Below are 16,047 nucleotides of genomic sequence, written 5' to 3' on the forward strand. Positions count from 1 at the left end.
TCTTAAGCTATATTGATAGAAAAACTAATTATCCTAATGTCTTCAAAACTTTATCTGTCATTGCATCGATGAATAATGGCTGTGTGTTTGGCATTTCCGGACGGAAGTAATCTGCTCCGATTTCGTCTGTTACAACTTTGCACTCGTAATCATTGTCATAAAGGACTTCTAAATGATCAGATACGAATCCAACCGGTGTGTAGACAAATGCAGTATAGCCGTGCTGTTCATGCAGATCTTTTGTCAGATCCTGAACGTCAGGGCCGATCCATGGATCAGGCGTATTCCCTTCACTCTGCCAGCCGATTTCGTAATTTTTAACGCCTGCCTGCTCTGCGATCATATCAGCTGTTTCTTTCAGCTGGTCCGGATAAGGGTCGCCACCTGCAAGAATTTTTTCAGGCAGACTGTGAGCAGATACGATCAGAACCGCTTTTTCACGTTGCTCATCTGTCATGCTGCTAAATGTAGCCTGCACTTTCTCAGACCAGTACTGAATAAATTTCGGCTCATCATACCAGCTTTCAATAGATACGATTGAAGGTCCGCCGATTTCATCTGCGCGGTCTTTTGCCCGTTTGTTATATGATTTCACGCTGTAAGATGAGAAGTGAGGCGCAAGTACAATCGACACTGCCTCTTCAATACCGTCTTTTTTCATTTCATCTACTGCATCTTCAACGAACGGTTCAATATGTTTTAAGCCAAGATACATGACAAATTCAATCTCGTCCTGCACTTCATTCAGTCTTGCAGTCAGTGCATTTGCCTGCTCTTCTGTGATTCGTGCAAGCGGAGAAATACCGCCGATTGCGCGATAGCGGTCTCTCAAATCTTCAAGCAATTCTTCCGAAGGTTTTCTGCCGCGACGGATATGTGTATAGTAACGTTCCAGATCATCTTCTGAATATGGTGTTCCATATGCCATGACAAGTAGACCCATTTTTTTCTTTGACATTTCAATTCCACCTCATTAGCTAGATTTATGCTTCTCTATTGTTGTAGCAAACTGTTTACTAAGCTTCCATTTTTCTGCTTTATTAATGTGTTAACGGGCAGTATATTCCTGTACAAATGCTGTCAGCTTTTTCAGTGTCTCTGGCTGTACTTCAGGAAATACACCGTGTCCGAGATTGAAAATATGCCCCGGGTGCTTCATTCCTGCATCAAGAATCGGCTTTACATTTTTCTCGATAATATCCCAATCGCATAACAGCAGTGAAGGATCGAGGTTCCCCTGAACGGTTTTGTTTACACCTTTTTCACGTGCTTCTTCAATCGACAGTCTCCAGTCAAGACCGACTACATCAAGCGGAAGGTCATTCCAGTCTTTAGCAAGATGTGCAGCACCTACCCCATGCATAATCAGAGGAATATTTAATTCTTTCAGTGCAGCAAAGATCTTCTCCATATGCGGCTTAATAAATATGCGGTAATCCTGTACATTTAATGTACCTACCCACGAATCAAACAGCTGAATGGTACCTGCGCCTGCATGAACCTGAGCCGTTGTATAACGGATGGTCATCTCTGCAAGCTTGTCCATTAATGCATGCCATGCTGCTGGTTCCTGGTACATAAATGCTTTTGTTTTATGATAATTTTTTGAAGGCCCGCCTTCGATCATGTAACTTGCAAGTGTAAACGGGGCACCGCCAAAACCGATCAGCGGCACATTCAGCTGTTCAGTTGTCAGTAATTTTATGGTCTCAAGCACATAAGGAACATCCTCTTCCGGCTCGATCATGCCAAGCTTTTCAATGTCAGCTGCTGAGCGGATTGGATTATCAATTACAGGACCGATACCTGATTTAATTTCAACATCTACTCCTATTGCAGGAAGCGGTGTCATAATATCTTTGTATAAAACTGCCGCATCTACACCATAATTCTCAACCGGGAGCCTGGTTACATACGCACACAGCTCAGGCTGATGTGTTATTTCGAATAGCGAGTATTTTTCTTTTATAGCGCGGTACTCAGGCTGGGAACGGCCCGCCTGCCTCATATACCAGACAGGTGTGTGTGACACTTCCTGCCCTCTTGCTGCGCGTAAAAATGTATCGTTAAATGAACTCATAATGAGTGGGATCCACCTTTCAAAATATACTGAATGCAACTTCTCTAAAAGACTACTTCTTTTTTCGGTCATTATATCCGTTTTTAACTATAGACCTTTTCTATTTCAGTGTACACAAGACACTGTCAAATGTCATAAAATCTCCTCTTTTACATTGATAGAAAAGCATTTCCTTTGGTTTAGGTGAGTAAAAAAGGGTATAAATAAATCAGTGGCTTCCTTTTTTACGGAAGATAAAAATGAAGGAGGATGAATGATGATGAAAAAGATTTATATGACGTTTGGAACACCGGAATTTTTACATAAATTCCAGGAGGAAAATCCTGATGAAACTCTGATTCAGCTATTAGGAGACGATACAGCTCTTTTAGTCCATGAAACTGAGGGTGAAACGCTCTTTAACGAGCCGAGAAAATACGAGGCTTTTAGTGAGTCGGGACAGCTGACTGAAAACGGCTTTTTCGTATTCAATAATATCCCTGTTTCTGATGAAGGCAGACCGTTATTTGAGCACCGCTTCAAAAACCGTGCCGGAATGATTGAAGAAGAGCCTGGATTTATTGCAATCCGCGTCCTGAGACCATTGGATTCAGACATTTATGTTGTTCTGACTCAGTGGGAAGATGAAGCTTCCTTTAAGGACTGGCAAAACTCACAGTCCTATAATAAAGCACACGAAAAGCGCGGCACACCTGAAGGCATCGACCATCAGAAAACCATGTTCCCAAGAGCATCATTCGTTACAAAATACGTCGGACAGACAGAACAGTAAAAAAATCGGTGGGCTTCCACCGATTTTTTTATTTATTTCTCAGCAACCCTTTCCGGTTCGCATAAATCGCAGCCTGCGTTCTGTCACTGAGTTCAAGCTTACTTAACACATTACTGACATGCGTCTTAACCGTTTTAATGCCTATGTATAATTCCTCTGCAATTTCCTGATTCGTCAACCCGTCGCCCAGACATTTCAATACGTCCATTTCCCGCTCAGTCAAATCCTCATGAAGGACCCTTTCCTTACTTCTGAAGCGTGTCATTAATTTATTTGCAACCTGCGGCTCAATCACAGATTCTCCCCTCGCTGCCTTATATATAGCATCTAGGATCTGCGGTGCTGAAGACGTTTTTAAGATATAACTGTGTGCGCCTGCTTCAAGCGCAGGAAAGACCTGCTCATCATCATAATAACTGGTTAGAATAATGATTTTTGTATCAGGAAGAAATGAGAGAATTTTTTCAGTCGCTTCGATTCCTGTTCCTCCCTCCATCAGCAGATCCATCAAAATGACATCAGGATTCGTCTTTTCAGCGAGTACGGCAGCTTCTTTTCCGTTCGTCGCCTCACCAAGAAATTCAATATCCGTCTCTGTCAGCAGGTAGGATTTAATACCGAGTCTGACCATTTCATGATCATCCACTATCATCACTTTTACTTTCTCCAACCTACTCGCCCCCTTCCGTTATAGCAAACCTGATTGTAATATATGTACCTTCACCCTCTTTTGATCGCAGCTCAAACTGTCCGCCAATTTCTTCACAGCGCTCTTTCATTGTCTGCAGGCCGTATGAGGTCCACTTCTTCTCATTGACATCAAACCCTGTTCCATTATCTCCAATAAAAAGCTGAAAAAACGTCCCTTTCAGCTCAGATCTGATCGTAATCACTGTAGCGTTCGCATGTCTGAGAATATTTGATACAGCTTCCTGAACGACTCTGAATAAATGCTCATCCGAACTTTCCGGAATCTTATTCATATGCTGAAGGTTCATTGAAAATGTAATCGGCGTTTTTTGTTCAAGTTCGTTCGCAAGCTTTTCAAGCCCTGTGGAGAGTGACTCACCCTTAAGGTCTACCGGTCTCAAATGCAGCAGGAGCGCTCTCATTTCCCCCTGCGCTTTTTCAGCGATCTCTGCTGCCTGGTGAATCAGCTGCTTCGCCTGGCTGTGATCTGTGTCGAGCATTCTCACTGAAGCCGAAGACATCATCGTCATGGCAAAAAGCTGCTGACTGACTGAATCATGCAGATCCCTTGCCAGCCTCTGACGCTCCTCGATGACAGCAGCCTGTTGAGCCTGCTTCTCAAGTGTTAAGCGTTCACTTGAAATTCGCTGAAGAGACCTTGCCTGCTCACTCATATTAACGGAGAGTTCATTTAATGATCTTTCGAGAACTGAGAGATCATCCGCATCTTTGATATGAAGCACCTCTCCAGTTTTTCCTGATGAAAGCCTCGCCACAAAGGCGTTCATCTCATCAAGACGCTGGCGCATGATCGTACCTGACCGGATCCCGGTATAGAGTGACATCATCAAAAAAATGATAGCTGTGACAGCAACAACGACCAGTGATGCAGCAGTATCCAGAACCGGTTCTTCAGATAAAAAAATATAGAGCTGCAATACAGTGAAAAGTAAAATGGCGCCATATAACGTAAACCTGATATATTGAAGGATAAACCAGTGATTCAAACTCGCTACTTTAATCATACGCCCTCCTCAGATCCTGTCGATCCGTACAGATCCGACATTCACATCAAGAATGATCTTCACTCTTTTTGGCGCCTCATTAAAATCAGCTGACTGATACGCCAGAGGACGCTCATTTGTTCCTTCTGTACGTCTTTCAAACATAGTATTTTCCCCAACCGCAACCTTAGAAGTAATGTCTACGCTGAGTTCTTCCGGTACAAGCATTTTAATATTGCCGATTCTGACTGTCACATCCAAAAGCGTCTCTCCCTCGGATATATAGGCTTTCTTCAAATCAAATACATAATTGCCGACTGATTTATTCAGCTTCATATTCTCAAGTGCCCAGTTCTCCGATGTGAACGCTTCATTACCGATACTCATTGCATGCTTCATACTTGTTCTTGTAATAGATTCAGCTGCAGTTTTAAAAGAAGCATGATCACCACCGAATCTGTTATTTCCATAGCGCACTTCAATTGAACTCTTCTTCGACAGCATTGACAATGCAAATGCCACCAGCAGTAATGGCCACAGCTTCCAGATCCCGTTATAGCCAAAGGACATTTCTTCTGACAAATAGGATACAGTCAGCAGACCGCCGTATACAGTGAAGATCAATCCAAGGAATATGCCTTTCCGTCTTGTTATAAACTTGATCAGATTAACGATTCCTATCGTCAGGAACAGCACAGGAATGATCAGGCTTGTAACCAGCCCACCGTTGAACTGCAGAATGCCCAGGTTAATCAGTAACAGCAGTAAGCCGAATACAAGAAGAAAACTCGCACATCCCCACTGTTTTTTATTTGTTCCATCCATTCTGTCCCCTGCCTTTCTTCAGACACTTTTCTTCATTGTAAGGTGTCTGCAGTTTGTTGATAAGCATCATGGGCAGGACGCTGCCTCCGTCTTCAGACGGAGGCGCGTCGTTTCATGAGGTACTCGTAGACGAGCAGGCAGACAATTGCGTAGGTATAGCCGAGCAGCCATCCTCCGATGACATCTGTGAAATAATGTGCTTGTTCAGGCATTCTGCTGAGACCTGCAAGGATAGAGATTAAAATGCCGACAGCAAACATTAATGCCTGGCCGGCTGCATCTCCAGACCTTTCAGTAATGAGGTAAATGATCACAATGGCTGCGATCATACTGACCATGGCATGGCCGCTTGGAAAACTGTAGCTTTCTCCTAACAGCTGATCCGGCCGCGGCCGCTCAGTAAGGCTTTTAATTAACCTGTTTATATAATTGCCTCCCCCGACAGCAAGTAAAACGATCATCATCCCAAGATAATGATTCCGTCTGAACCATAAGTAAAGCACTGCACCAATACTGATCAGTGCTAAAAACCACTCTCCACCCAAGAAGCTGAAAAACAGTAAGAAGTCCAGTCCACTAAAAAATTCTGAGCCGAATTGATCGATATCACCCAGACCATTATCTAAGTTAATCACCAGTAAAACTGCCGCTGCAAAAGTGACAGCTGCCAGTGGATAAAACCATTTTTTCATGCTCATTCCCTCCTCCCTGCCTACTTACATTATATAGCAAGAATCAAATCGTCAAAAGAGTGAAAAAATTCGTTTCCCGTGCTATACTGACTCATTGGCAAATGCTTTTAACTATGAAAGGAGCATACATATGACTGAAAAACTTTTTTCGCTATTAGATTCTTATTTTGACGATATGGTTTCACTTCGCCGTCACCTTCACCAGCATCCTGAGCTTTCATTTGAAGAAAAAGAAACGCCTGCACTTATTGAGGCTTTTTACAAAGACCTTGGCGTTGAAGTAAAAACCGGTGTTGGCGGAAATGGTGTAACAGCTGTCATCAAAGGGGCTCATCCCGGTAAAACAGTTGCACTGCGGGCAGACTTTGATGCCCTTCCAATCCAGGACGAAAAAGATGTACCATACAAATCACTAATCGCAGATAAAATGCATGCCTGCGGACACGATGGCCATACCGCTGCATTACTTCATCTTGCAAAAGCACTACACCTTTTAAAAGATGAATTGCATGGAACATATGTCATGATTCATCAGCACGCTGAAGAATATGCGCCGGGCGGGGCAATCAGTATGATTAAAGACGGCTGTCTTGATGGCGTTGATGTTGTCTTTGGCACGCACCTATGGGTCACAGCTGACCTGGATAAAGTGGAATACCGCACCGGGCCGATCATGGCAGCTGCAGACCGTTTTGAAATTAAGATTCAGGGTGCAGGTGGACATGGTGCCCAGCCACATAAAACAAAAGATGCGGTTGTTGCAGGTGCCCAGCTTGTTACATCCCTTCAGCAAATTGCTTCAAGACGCGTGAACCCTGTTGAATCTGCAGTTGTCTCAGTCGGCTCATTTGTAGCAGAAAATGCATTCAATGTAATCGCTGATTCTGCAAAGCTGATTGGAACAGCCAGAACGTTTGAGCCTGCAGTACGTGACCTTGTTGAAAAAGAGATTGGCAGAATCACAGAAGGAACTGCGATCGCAACAGACTGCACATATGATTACAACTACTTCAGAGGATATCCTGCGGTTGTAAATCATGAAAAAGAAACAGACTATATTGTAGATATAGCAAACAGCATCCCGGGTGTGACTGCACAGGAAAGCGAGATGCAAATGGGTGGGGAAGACTTTGCCTATTATCTAGAACACCGTCCGGGTACATTCTTCTTCACAGGTGCTAAACCTGAAGGAGTCGATGTACCTTACCCGCACCATCATCCAAAATTCGATTTTAATGAAAAAGCAATGCTGATCGCTGCAAAAACACTCGGCAAAGCCGCGATCGAGTATCACAAACAGTAATAACACGAAAAAAGAGCTGTCATCCTGATTTCACACACAGGGACAGCTCTTTTTTTATTTTATATGATGCTTTTTGATCTGTGCAGGAACGTACATTGAACTGAAAACAATGACAAACACAATAGATACAGCAGCAATCATTGCTGCCCCGTAAAAATCAAGCTGAACCAGGCTGATCAAAGCAAACACAACAGCCTGAACAACCAGAATCTTCATCAGTAATTTCTTAAATGAATCGTGACGCAAACCGGGGTTCACCGGATACAGATCCGGCCAGATTTTAAGCTCATGCTTTTTCAGAAGAGGAATCAGCTGAAAACCTGTCAGATATAAAAACAGGACTGCTGTGATCACTTTCAGCCAGAGATTATCAGCACCGCTGATAATCACACCAGCGATAATCGTCAGTCTGACCCACAACCCGAAATATTCGTCTGAACGCAGGAACGTTCTTGTATACAGATAACTGTATGTATGCACAGGATTCAGATCAGGCGTCTTCAGGAAAGGATCCATCCATTTTCTGCGCTTTGCCTGGCCTTTGAGGTGAGGCACATCTGTAAACAGATTTGCAAAGCGGTAAAAGCGGTGCAGCCTTGCATTTTCAAGGTCAATCAACAGTTCCCACTTTAATGATTTCTCTTTTGTCAGTTGTCTGAATGCAGCCATATAACCTGCCATGAGGAGTCCGACAGCGATTGGAAGCCATAGCTGCGTGTCAGCAAAAACTGTCCATAAAAATACGATATTTAATACGAGTCTGATCCCGAGGTCCATATAATGGTTTGCCGGCTCCTGATAACGTAACACTGTCCATCTCATGATCAGATTCCATATTTTAACCGCAAGTACGATCGCTAAGAACCAGAAAAAATCGGTAAACTGCGCACCTGTGGTCTGTACATATAACGGCATTGCGGCAGCCAGAAGCAGCAGGATCACGTAGGACTGAAAGAAAAAGCTTGAAACAAGCGCATTGATAAAATAGCGCTTCATCTGACCTTCAAGAGGTGTCAAATACACTTTGTCCGGCTCCTGTAAATATGTATACACAGGGCTCATTGTCAGCGCTATCCCAATTACAGCTGCAATTAAAATAGCGGACGGAAAGGTTTCATCCAGTGTCTGAATCCAGTTGCTGTAGACATAGCCGCCTCCACCCACAGCAAAAATCAGCACAAACATCAGATGTCCATTGAAAATATAGCGCATATATTTCTGAAGTTCTTTTTGATAATCTGACAGTCTTGATACCCACAAATCATTTACTTGCTTCATGTGACTCTTCCTTTGTCAGTTGAATATAGATATCGTCAAGCGTTGCTCCAGGCATGCTGAATTCATTTCTTAGTGTTTCAAGAGATCCCTGCGCACGAATCTGCCCTTCATGCAAAATAATAAAGGAATCACAATAACGTTCAGCAGTAGCCAAAATATGTGTAGACATTAAAATACCTGCCCCGTCAGACTTCATCTCTTCCATCAGATCAAGAAGCGACTGGATCGCGAGCGGATCAAGCCCCACAAAAGGTTCATCAATAATATAAAGGCTGGGATTAATCAAAAATGCACACATGATCATCACTTTCTGTTTCATTCCTTTAGAAAAGTGTGCGGGAAACCATTTCATCTTTCCTTCCATACGGAACTTCTTTAACAGATCAGGAACACGCGCCTCATATTCCTGTTCTTTAATTCCGTAAGCCATTGCTGTCAGTCTTAAATGTTCTTCAAGTGTCAGCTCATCATACAGAATCGGTGCCTCAGGAATATAGGAAAACTGCTTTCTGTATTCATCCGGGTTCTGCTTCAGCTGCAGCTTGTTAATCGACACTGTTCCCTTATGAGGCTCCATCAGTCCGATGATATGTTTGATCGTGGTACTTTTACCAGCTCCATTTAACCCGATCAGCCCGACGATTTTGCCGGGCTCCATCGCCAGACTGATGTCTTTTAACACAGGACGCCTCGTATAGCCTCCTGTTAACTGATTAATTTCAAGTAATGACATAACCGTACTCCCTTTCCTCTTATCTGATGACAGCATTGTAGCATACAACACGACTCATTATGGTAGAATAAACTTAATTTAACATGAGAAAGGATGAGGATCATGAGTGACTGTATTTTCTGTAAGATTATTGACGGAGAGATCCCGTCAGCAAAGGTATATGAGGATGAGCATGTGTATGCATTTCTCGATATCAGTCAGGTAACTAAAGGTCATACACTGGTCATTCCAAAGACGCATATAAAAGACCTTCATGAACTGACACCGGAGATTGCTGCAAACCTGTTTTCAGTTGTCCCTAAGATCGCAAACGCTATGAAAGAGACATATGACCTGAAAGGTGTAAATCTTCTTAATAATAATGGCGAATTTGCAGGACAGAGTGTTTTTCACTATCACCTTCATATTCTTCCGCGCCACGGTGAAGAAGATGGCTTTAAACCTGTATGGGAAGTACATACGGATGACTATTCAAATGACGAGCGCAGTGAGATGGCAGCAGAGATTGCTGCAAAAATTAATTAGTAGGAAATACGATTCAGGCATGTTATAATTATGCTAATTTTCGCTGGCAGTCACGAGGACATGTCAGGAAAAAAATCAGTTTAGCTTAGGAGAGATGAGTTATGAACACAAGAACACTTGTAGCACTCGCACTATTTGCAGGGATGGGTACAGCATTACACCTTTTAATTCCCGGGGCCCTGACAATGAAGCCCGATATGTCATTACTGATGATGTTTCTGGGTATTCTGTTATTCCCGGGCGTTAAAAACGTGTTAGTGATCGGCCTTGCAACAGGTATTTTATCCGGTCTAACAACAACATTCCCAGGGGGATTCCTGCCGAATGTGATCGATAAGCCTATTACAGCATTTGCATTTTACGGAATCATTCTTCTTGCAGGAAAACTTGCACGCAAACCTGCAGGCGCGGCAGTACTGGCAGCTGTCGGTACACTGATCTCAGGAACAATCTTCCTTGGATCTGCCGCCCTGCTTGTTGGACTTCCTGGTCCAATTATGGCACTTGCACTTTCTGCAGTAGTTCCGGCAATTGTAGTCAATGGTTTATTAATGGCTGTGATGTATCCTGTAGCACAGGCAATCATGAAAAGATCAAATCTGGTCGAATCTGCTGCCTGAACTCCCTGCACCGTCCCCTATATAATCAGGGGGCGGTTTTTTATTTGATACAGAATCCTTGAAGGAAGCGCAGAATCAGGTTTATATCCAAATCAAATAGGTTAAAATAAGTAATAGTAATGAAGCAATTCCGGTGAACATAACCCGTTTCCGTTTAATCCTGACCGGGGGGTAAATCGCTTTAGACATCAGGTCGAGTAGGCATTTCACAAATAAGAGCAGCGATAACACAGTACATACTACTAGCACTACGACTACAGTCTTCATTAATTGAAGCCTCCTGTCCGGGAATACTTTGGACAGTTTATGAATTACTATATACAATAAGAATATAAAAACAAAAAGGGATGTGGTTGGGATGAATTTCAAACAATTTTCACTTGGACTGGCAATCGGATTAGTTGCCGGTGCAGCAACATCACTCATGTCAGCTCCTCAGTCAGGTGAAGAGCTCAGAGGAACAATTAAAAACACGAAAGACAACTGGCGTGAACATATGCTTGAATTACAAATGAATCTGCAAATTGTAAAAGAATCTATTGCAGACGCTTCAAAAGAAAGTAAAGATTCGCTGCGTGTAGTAGCAGCTGAACTGAAAGAATCCATTCAGGCATGGAAACGAGAAGCAGATCCTGCCATTAACAACCTGCAGGAAGAGCTTGCTGCAATCCAGTCCACAATGGAAGAACTCGAGAAAACAATTAACCAGGACAGCAAAGAACCTCAAACATCATCTTAAAAACAGCCCGCGCGGCTGTTTTTTTATATTCTGAAAACGGAATTCTATAAAATAAATACCATTTGTGCGAAAATTTAATCTATTCTTGTCTTTTTTTCTTTTTACTTTATTGCTATAATGTTTGAAACTGAACTAATATTCCTATTACTCTAAAATCTTTTAAGAAAGTAGGTGTGACACATGGATGAGAAATTATATTCTATGAAAGAGGCGATGATATTCAGCCAGCGAATGGCCCAGCTGAGCAAAGCTCTGTGGAAAGCAATTGAAAAAGACTGGCAGAACTGGATTAAGCCTTATGACCTTAATATTAACGAGCATCATATCCTATGGATTGCTTACCACCTGAAAGGCGCTTCCATTTCCGATGTCGCCAAATTCGGCGTTATGCACGTGTCAACTGCATTTAACTTTTCTAAGAAGCTTGAAGAACGCGGCTTTCTTGAATTCTCGAAACGGGAAAATGATAAGCGTAATACGTATATCAAACTGACTGAGAAAGGTGACGAGCTTTTACTTGAACTGATGGAGAATTACTCTCCTGAAACACATTCAGTTTTTCAGGGTGCATCTCCTCTCCGTGAAATATACGGAAAGTTCCCCGAAATGATGGATGTAATGGCCATTGTAAAAAATATTTACGGTGACGACTTTATGAAAATCTTTGAAACTTCTTTTCACAACATAGAAAATGAATTTTCAGAGGTTGATGGACAGGTTAAAAAGAGCAGAACTGCCAATCCAGTCAAGCAAATTGCGTCTCCATAAACCTACTATTAAAAATCCTGCAGTAAAAAGGATATACGTCCTTTTTACTGCAGGATTTTTGTCATTTATTTTAATTGTAAAATTTCTTCATTACCTATTGCAACTTTCATCAGATCGGAGTAAAGTATCTCTCATGTTAGTTTTTAATTAAAAATCGTCATGAACGGAGGCGATCATATTGCATTGCTGGAAATCTATCAATGTAAAGAAACAATACGGATTCTATCGCATCTTCTTTCTATCTGCGATTATAGTTCTTGCTGTATTTTCTTTTTTACATGTAACGATACAATTACTTTCCGACCAACCAATGTATGATCAGCATTTTTTATGGTTTGCTATCGGATTTCTATTAATATATCCGCTTCATAAGGTCTTGCACACACTGCCACTGGCAGGCTTTTACAGCTTAATTCGTCTGAAAACAAGATTTCAATTTTTCTGTGTGCCGATTATGTCAGTCAGAGTTAATAAGCCGATTCCAAAATTCTTTTTTATTCTGGCACTGGTTTCGCCATTCCTGTTTTTAAATGGAATGCTGCTATACGGGGCATCGCTTTTTCAGGGGTATGCACATTATTTTACAATTTTAATTGCTTACCATACAGGGATCTGTCTCGTTGATTTCATTTATGCCCGCTCATTGTTTAAATCACCTAAAGGTGCATTTATTGAAGAAGATGATGATGGCTATGAAATCCTGGTTCCAGTTAAGGAAACCCAGTATCCCAGCATTTAAACGGGTATTCATTCAGACACAATGAACAGCTCACTCTGTTCATTGTGTCTGTTTTTTGTTATTCTATTACTTAGAGATGAGGAGGGGGAACATGGTTTCCGTAATTGGACTATTTATCGCATTTACAGTTTTTATTATTTACGCCATTAATCGAATGACTAATAGACTTTGTGTGCAGAAGGAAATCCCGAATGAGCGGCAGCCAAAGGTTTTCCGCACAATTAATATCCTGATTCTGATTTTACTTCTGTCTTCCTACGTGGAGATTTTGTATACGTAACGACTAAAATATGTAAGCCGACTGAAGGTGCCGTTTTGGCATCTTTTTTTCATGACAAAAAAGAGGGATGGTCCCTCTTTTTTGTCCAGCTACGGGCGCTAGCTCCTCGGGTCATAAGTCGCGAATCGGTAAACGGGAAAGGTCACCTGTTTTCCGCTCCGCATCTTATGCCTGTCGGGGCTGAACGCCTGCTTCCACATTTCTCATTGTCCAGCTACGGCTCGCAGGGGCTAGTGTGCTTCCCTCAGCTCCTTAAGATAAGTCAACATCGATTCACTACGTTCATCGTGTTTCCTTTATCTTAATCCGCTTCAGTCCAGCACATACGCCCCTAAACGCTCACCTACGCTTTTCTTAGAACCAGGCGCTTCCGATGATGATGAGGAGGATGAATAGTACGACGAGTAGTGCGAAGCCTCCGTTGTAGTAGCCTTTATCATGTCCGTGAGACATATGTGTTGCCCCCTTCCTTTTCAGATTTTATAACCAGGCTGCCCCGACAATGATCAGGAGGATGAACAGGACTACGATTAACGCAAATCCTCCGCCTTTTCCGCATGACATAAAGACTCCCTCCTTTCTTAAGTATGTTATTCATTGCAGTCTCATAATGGATGGGCTCAACGCTTATCTTTAATAAAAATGGAATGATTGTGAAAACAATACAATGAGTTTGGGAAGTATGTTATAGTATGCTTTGGAGATTTTTACAGCTTAGAGAACGTTAGGAGATGAATGATATGAAAAAGTGGATCGCAGCGGCTTCTCTTACACTCAGTGTAACTGCGCTGGCAGCATGCAGTGATGAAGAAGCAAGCGAAGTAGTGGTTTCTTCGAATGCAGGGGAGATCACCAAAGAACAACTTTACGAAGAAATGAAGTCAACTGTTGGCGAACAGGCGCTTCAGGTGATGGTACTTGAACAGATTCTTGAGGACAAGTACGAAGTGTCAGAAGAAGAAGTTGACGCTGAAATTGAATCAATGAAAGAACAATACGGCGGTCAGGAACAGTTTGATATGTTCCTTCAGCAGCAGGGTTATACAGAAGATACTTTCCGTGACACACTGAGACTGAACAAACTTCAGGAAAAAGCATTAATTGAAGACGTGGAAGTAACTGAAGAAGAGGTTCAGCAGAAATATGAACAAATGCAAAAAGAAGTAAATGCACGTCACATTCTTGTACAGGATGAAGAAACTGCTCTTGAAGTAAAACAACAGCTAGAAGATGGCGCTGATTTTACTGAACTTGCAAAAGAAATGTCAACTGAACCTGCTGCACAGGAAACTGGTGGAGAACTCGGATTTTTCAGCGCCGGTGACATGGATCCGGCATTTGAAGAAGCTGCTTTCAGCCTTGAGCCTAATGTAATCAGTGAGCCTGTTGAAACAAGCTTTGGCTGGCATATCATTGAGGTGCTTGAAACACGCGAAGCTGAAGTTGACAGCTTTGAAGAGATGAAGGATGAAATTGAGCATGACCTGAAACTGGCTAAAGCAGACCGTACTCAGGCAAGCTCAATGATTCAGGATATGATGAGAGAAGCAGATATTGATATTAAAGATGAAGATCTTGCTGCAACTTTTGATGCTTTCCTTTCTCAGCCGGAAACACCTGCTGAAGAGCCTGCTGAAGAAGAAGGCGAAGATACAGAATCATAAATGTTTAAAAAGCGGAAGGCATATGCCTCCCGCTTTTTTTAATCCTTCAGTTCAGATGATAAGCGTTTTTTCTTTTCTCTTGCCATCCGCTGAATATACGTTTTCCCATGCTCTTCAATAAAATCTTTTTCCTGCTTTCGGTCGACATACGATGTTCTGACAAACATCACCAGACTGAGTACTGCTCCACCAATTACCAGGTCAACCCAGATTGGAAACATGGATTCGCCTCCTGCTTCATATTCTTAGGCTATCCTATGCAGGCGGGTACAAGCTTATGCCTTGTCCTGATCATACATATGCGGACGGTAAAATGACCTGTTTTCGAGTGCAAATACCCGTTCTGTGTATTCGCCTGAAGTCGTACGGCTGATGACTCTGTCCATCATCACCATTTTAGCATCGATATTATCAATATAATGAAGAATTTCAGCTTCCATCAGCATTGGCGGTTTCGGAGAGCCCCACTCTGCTTTCCCGTGATGTGAAAGAATCATATGCTGCAACAGCAGTACTTCTTCCGCTTCGATCTCTAGCTCTTTTGCTGCTTCAGCAATTTCATTGACCATGATTGAAATATGTCCGAGCAGGTTTCCTTCAAGCGTATAAGTAGCAGACACCGCACCTGACAGCTCTTTCACTTTCCCCATATCATGCAGGATGATACCTGCATATAATAAGTCTTTATTCAATGATGGATACTGCTCAGTCAGAAACTTTGCAAGCCTCAGCATTGAGACCACATGAAAGGCCAGACCAGACACGAATTCATGATGATTTTTCGTTGCTGCAGGATACTCAAGAAATGGTTTTTGATACTTTTTAAGCAAGTGACGCGTAATTCTTTGAATCACCGGATTTTTCATTTCGAAAATGTATTGCGTCAGTTCTTCACTCATCTCCTCAATAGATAAAGGGGCTGTTTCCAGGAAGTCTCCCATCTTTACATTATCCTGAGCGGATGCAGGCCTGATCTGTCTCAGTCTCAGCTGATTCTTTCCCCGGTAATTATGGATCTCTCCAGCTACTTTCACGATCGTCTGAGGCTGATACTTCCGTTCCTCCTCTTCTCCGGCATCCCAGAGCTTTGCCTCAATATCGCCGCTTCTATCCTGAAAAATCAGTGTCAGAAATGGTTTCCCTGCAGTCGTGACCCCTTTTGTCATCTGTTTGATCAATAAATACTGATCAACCGGATCTCCCGGATTCATATAAGTAATACCATTCATCAGCAATCTCTCCTTTACATTCTCAATGATCGTCCCAATAAGAACACCTGTTCTTTTATTATATCAGATATTCAGCATTCATAAATAGAAATAACCGGCAGAAGCA

22 protein-coding genes are annotated in these 16,047 nt (G+C 42.4%); 9 read left to right on the forward strand and 13 right to left on the reverse strand.

Going from position 1 to position 16,047, the window contains the following annotated elements; all coding sequences use genetic code 11:
• Window positions 1–28: 28 nt before the first annotated feature.
• Together hemH and hemE are read right to left on the reverse strand one after the other, a co-directional pair.
• On the reverse strand, window positions 29–958 hold the full coding sequence (gene hemH / locus JOD21_RS12220; protein ID WP_204729891.1) for a ferrochelatase: 930 nt from the start codon (window positions 956–958) through the stop codon (window positions 29–31).
• A gap of 90 nt (window positions 959–1,048) precedes the next feature.
• A complete protein-coding gene (hemE, locus tag JOD21_RS12225; protein WP_204729892.1) occupies window positions 1,049–2,080 on the reverse strand; it encodes a uroporphyrinogen decarboxylase in 1,032 nt (343 codons plus the stop codon).
• Window positions 2,081–2,339: 259 nt separating this feature from the next.
• On the opposite strand from hemE, the gene JOD21_RS12230 reads away from it, so the two are divergent.
• Window positions 2,340–2,852: an antibiotic biosynthesis monooxygenase family protein gene (locus JOD21_RS12230; RefSeq protein WP_204729921.1), complete on the forward strand. Its 513-nt coding sequence runs from the start codon at window positions 2,340–2,342 to the stop codon at window positions 2,850–2,852.
• 28 nt (window positions 2,853–2,880) lie between these two features.
• Here the strand turns inward: JOD21_RS12230 and JOD21_RS12235 are convergent, their stop codons facing one another.
• The 4 genes from JOD21_RS12235 to JOD21_RS12250 all read right to left on the reverse strand — a co-directional run bounded on the left by JOD21_RS12235 (window position 2,881) and on the right by JOD21_RS12250 (window position 6,063).
• Entirely contained in the window at window positions 2,881–3,522 is a 642-nt protein-coding gene (locus tag JOD21_RS12235; protein WP_275579598.1) for a response regulator, read from the reverse strand.
• A 1-nt stretch (window position 3,523) separates the two neighbouring features.
• A complete protein-coding gene (locus JOD21_RS12240) occupies window positions 3,524–4,567 on the reverse strand; it encodes a sensor histidine kinase (protein WP_204729893.1) in 1,044 nt (347 codons plus the stop codon).
• A gap of 9 nt (window positions 4,568–4,576) precedes the next feature.
• Entirely contained in the window at window positions 4,577–5,371 is a 795-nt protein-coding gene (gene liaF / locus JOD21_RS12245; RefSeq protein ID WP_204729894.1) for a cell wall-active antibiotics response protein LiaF, read from the reverse strand.
• A gap of 92 nt (window positions 5,372–5,463) precedes the next feature.
• Window positions 5,464–6,063 (reverse strand): phosphatase PAP2 family protein, encoded by a 600-nt coding sequence (locus JOD21_RS12250; protein WP_041122121.1) that lies wholly within the window; start codon window positions 6,061–6,063, stop codon window positions 5,464–5,466.
• A gap of 130 nt (window positions 6,064–6,193) precedes the next feature.
• Here JOD21_RS12250 and JOD21_RS12255 point away from each other — a divergent pair, with 130 nt between their 5' ends.
• Window positions 6,194–7,366 (forward strand): amidohydrolase, encoded by a 1,173-nt coding sequence (locus tag JOD21_RS12255; RefSeq protein WP_204729895.1) that lies wholly within the window; start codon window positions 6,194–6,196, stop codon window positions 7,364–7,366.
• Between the two features lie 54 nt (window positions 7,367–7,420).
• Here the strand turns inward: JOD21_RS12255 and JOD21_RS12260 are convergent, their stop codons facing one another.
• Both JOD21_RS12260 and JOD21_RS12265 read right to left on the reverse strand, forming a co-directional pair.
• The gene (locus JOD21_RS12260) at window positions 7,421–8,644 is read right to left on the reverse strand and encodes an ABC transporter permease (RefSeq protein ID WP_204729896.1); all 1,224 of its coding nucleotides are present in this window, start codon (window positions 8,642–8,644) and stop codon (window positions 7,421–7,423) included.
• The gene (locus tag JOD21_RS12265) at window positions 8,628–9,377 is read right to left on the reverse strand and encodes an ABC transporter ATP-binding protein (protein WP_204729897.1); all 750 of its coding nucleotides are present in this window, start codon (window positions 9,375–9,377) and stop codon (window positions 8,628–8,630) included. The genes JOD21_RS12260 and JOD21_RS12265 overlap by 17 nt, the downstream gene beginning before the upstream one ends.
• 102 nt (window positions 9,378–9,479) lie before the next feature.
• Between JOD21_RS12265 and JOD21_RS12270 the strand changes: the two genes are divergently transcribed.
• Both JOD21_RS12270 and JOD21_RS12275 read left to right on the forward strand, forming a co-directional pair.
• Window positions 9,480–9,902: an HIT family protein gene (locus JOD21_RS12270; RefSeq protein ID WP_204729898.1), complete on the forward strand. Its 423-nt coding sequence runs from the start codon at window positions 9,480–9,482 to the stop codon at window positions 9,900–9,902.
• Between the two features lie 101 nt (window positions 9,903–10,003).
• On the forward strand, window positions 10,004–10,522 hold the full coding sequence (locus JOD21_RS12275) for a tryptophan transporter (RefSeq protein ID WP_041122116.1): 519 nt from the start codon (window positions 10,004–10,006) through the stop codon (window positions 10,520–10,522).
• 81 nt (window positions 10,523–10,603) lie between these two features.
• Here JOD21_RS12275 and yhzF read toward each other — a convergent pair whose 3' ends face one another.
• The gene (gene yhzF / locus JOD21_RS19645) at window positions 10,604–10,948 is read right to left on the reverse strand and encodes a membrane protein YhzF (protein ID WP_476733797.1); all 345 of its coding nucleotides are present in this window, start codon (window positions 10,946–10,948) and stop codon (window positions 10,604–10,606) included.
• Here yhzF and JOD21_RS12280 point away from each other — a divergent pair.
• The 4 genes from JOD21_RS12280 (at window position 10,881) to JOD21_RS12295 (ending at window position 13,048) form a co-directional block, all read left to right on the forward strand.
• Entirely contained in the window at window positions 10,881–11,261 is a 381-nt protein-coding gene (locus JOD21_RS12280; protein WP_041122114.1) for a YtxH domain-containing protein, read from the forward strand. The genes yhzF and JOD21_RS12280 overlap by 68 nt on opposite strands.
• A gap of 180 nt (window positions 11,262–11,441) precedes the next feature.
• The gene (locus JOD21_RS12285) at window positions 11,442–12,029 is read left to right on the forward strand and encodes an HTH-type transcriptional regulator Hpr (RefSeq protein WP_041122113.1); all 588 of its coding nucleotides are present in this window, start codon (window positions 11,442–11,444) and stop codon (window positions 12,027–12,029) included.
• 178 nt (window positions 12,030–12,207) lie between these two features.
• The gene (locus tag JOD21_RS12290; RefSeq protein ID WP_204729899.1) at window positions 12,208–12,768 is read left to right on the forward strand and encodes a DUF3267 domain-containing protein; all 561 of its coding nucleotides are present in this window, start codon (window positions 12,208–12,210) and stop codon (window positions 12,766–12,768) included.
• Window positions 12,769–12,859: 91 nt separating this feature from the next.
• Window positions 12,860–13,048 carry a hypothetical protein gene (locus JOD21_RS12295; protein ID WP_041122111.1) on the forward strand — a complete coding sequence of 63 codons (189 nt, stop codon included), beginning with the start codon at window positions 12,860–12,862 and terminating at the stop codon, window positions 13,046–13,048.
• A gap of 354 nt (window positions 13,049–13,402) precedes the next feature.
• Here JOD21_RS12295 and JOD21_RS12300 read toward each other — a convergent pair whose 3' ends face one another.
• Both JOD21_RS12300 and JOD21_RS12305 read right to left on the reverse strand, forming a co-directional pair.
• A complete protein-coding gene (locus JOD21_RS12300; RefSeq protein WP_041122110.1) occupies window positions 13,403–13,501 on the reverse strand; it encodes a YjcZ family sporulation protein in 99 nt (32 codons plus the stop codon).
• Between the two features lie 27 nt (window positions 13,502–13,528).
• The gene (locus tag JOD21_RS12305; protein ID WP_041122109.1) at window positions 13,529–13,612 is read right to left on the reverse strand and encodes a YjcZ family sporulation protein; all 84 of its coding nucleotides are present in this window, start codon (window positions 13,610–13,612) and stop codon (window positions 13,529–13,531) included.
• A gap of 176 nt (window positions 13,613–13,788) precedes the next feature.
• On the opposite strand from JOD21_RS12305, the gene JOD21_RS12310 reads away from it, so the two are divergent.
• Window positions 13,789–14,712, forward strand: coding sequence for a peptidylprolyl isomerase (locus JOD21_RS12310; protein WP_204729900.1), 924 nt, complete (start codon window positions 13,789–13,791; stop codon window positions 14,710–14,712).
• A 38-nt stretch (window positions 14,713–14,750) separates the two neighbouring features.
• Here JOD21_RS12310 and JOD21_RS12315 read toward each other — a convergent pair whose 3' ends face one another.
• Complete coding sequence (locus JOD21_RS12315) at window positions 14,751–14,933, reverse strand: sporulation YhaL family protein (RefSeq protein WP_204729901.1); 183 nt, start codon at window positions 14,931–14,933, stop codon at window positions 14,751–14,753.
• 54 nt (window positions 14,934–14,987) lie between these two features.
• Window positions 14,988–15,941, reverse strand: coding sequence for a 3'-5' exoribonuclease YhaM (gene yhaM / locus JOD21_RS12320; RefSeq protein ID WP_041122106.1), 954 nt, complete (start codon window positions 15,939–15,941; stop codon window positions 14,988–14,990).
• Between the last annotated feature and the right edge of the window lie 106 nt (window positions 15,942–16,047).

Source organism: Jeotgalibacillus terrae, from assembly GCF_016908195.1.
Lineage (GTDB): Bacteria > Bacillota > Bacilli > Bacillales > Jeotgalibacillaceae > Jeotgalibacillus > Jeotgalibacillus terrae.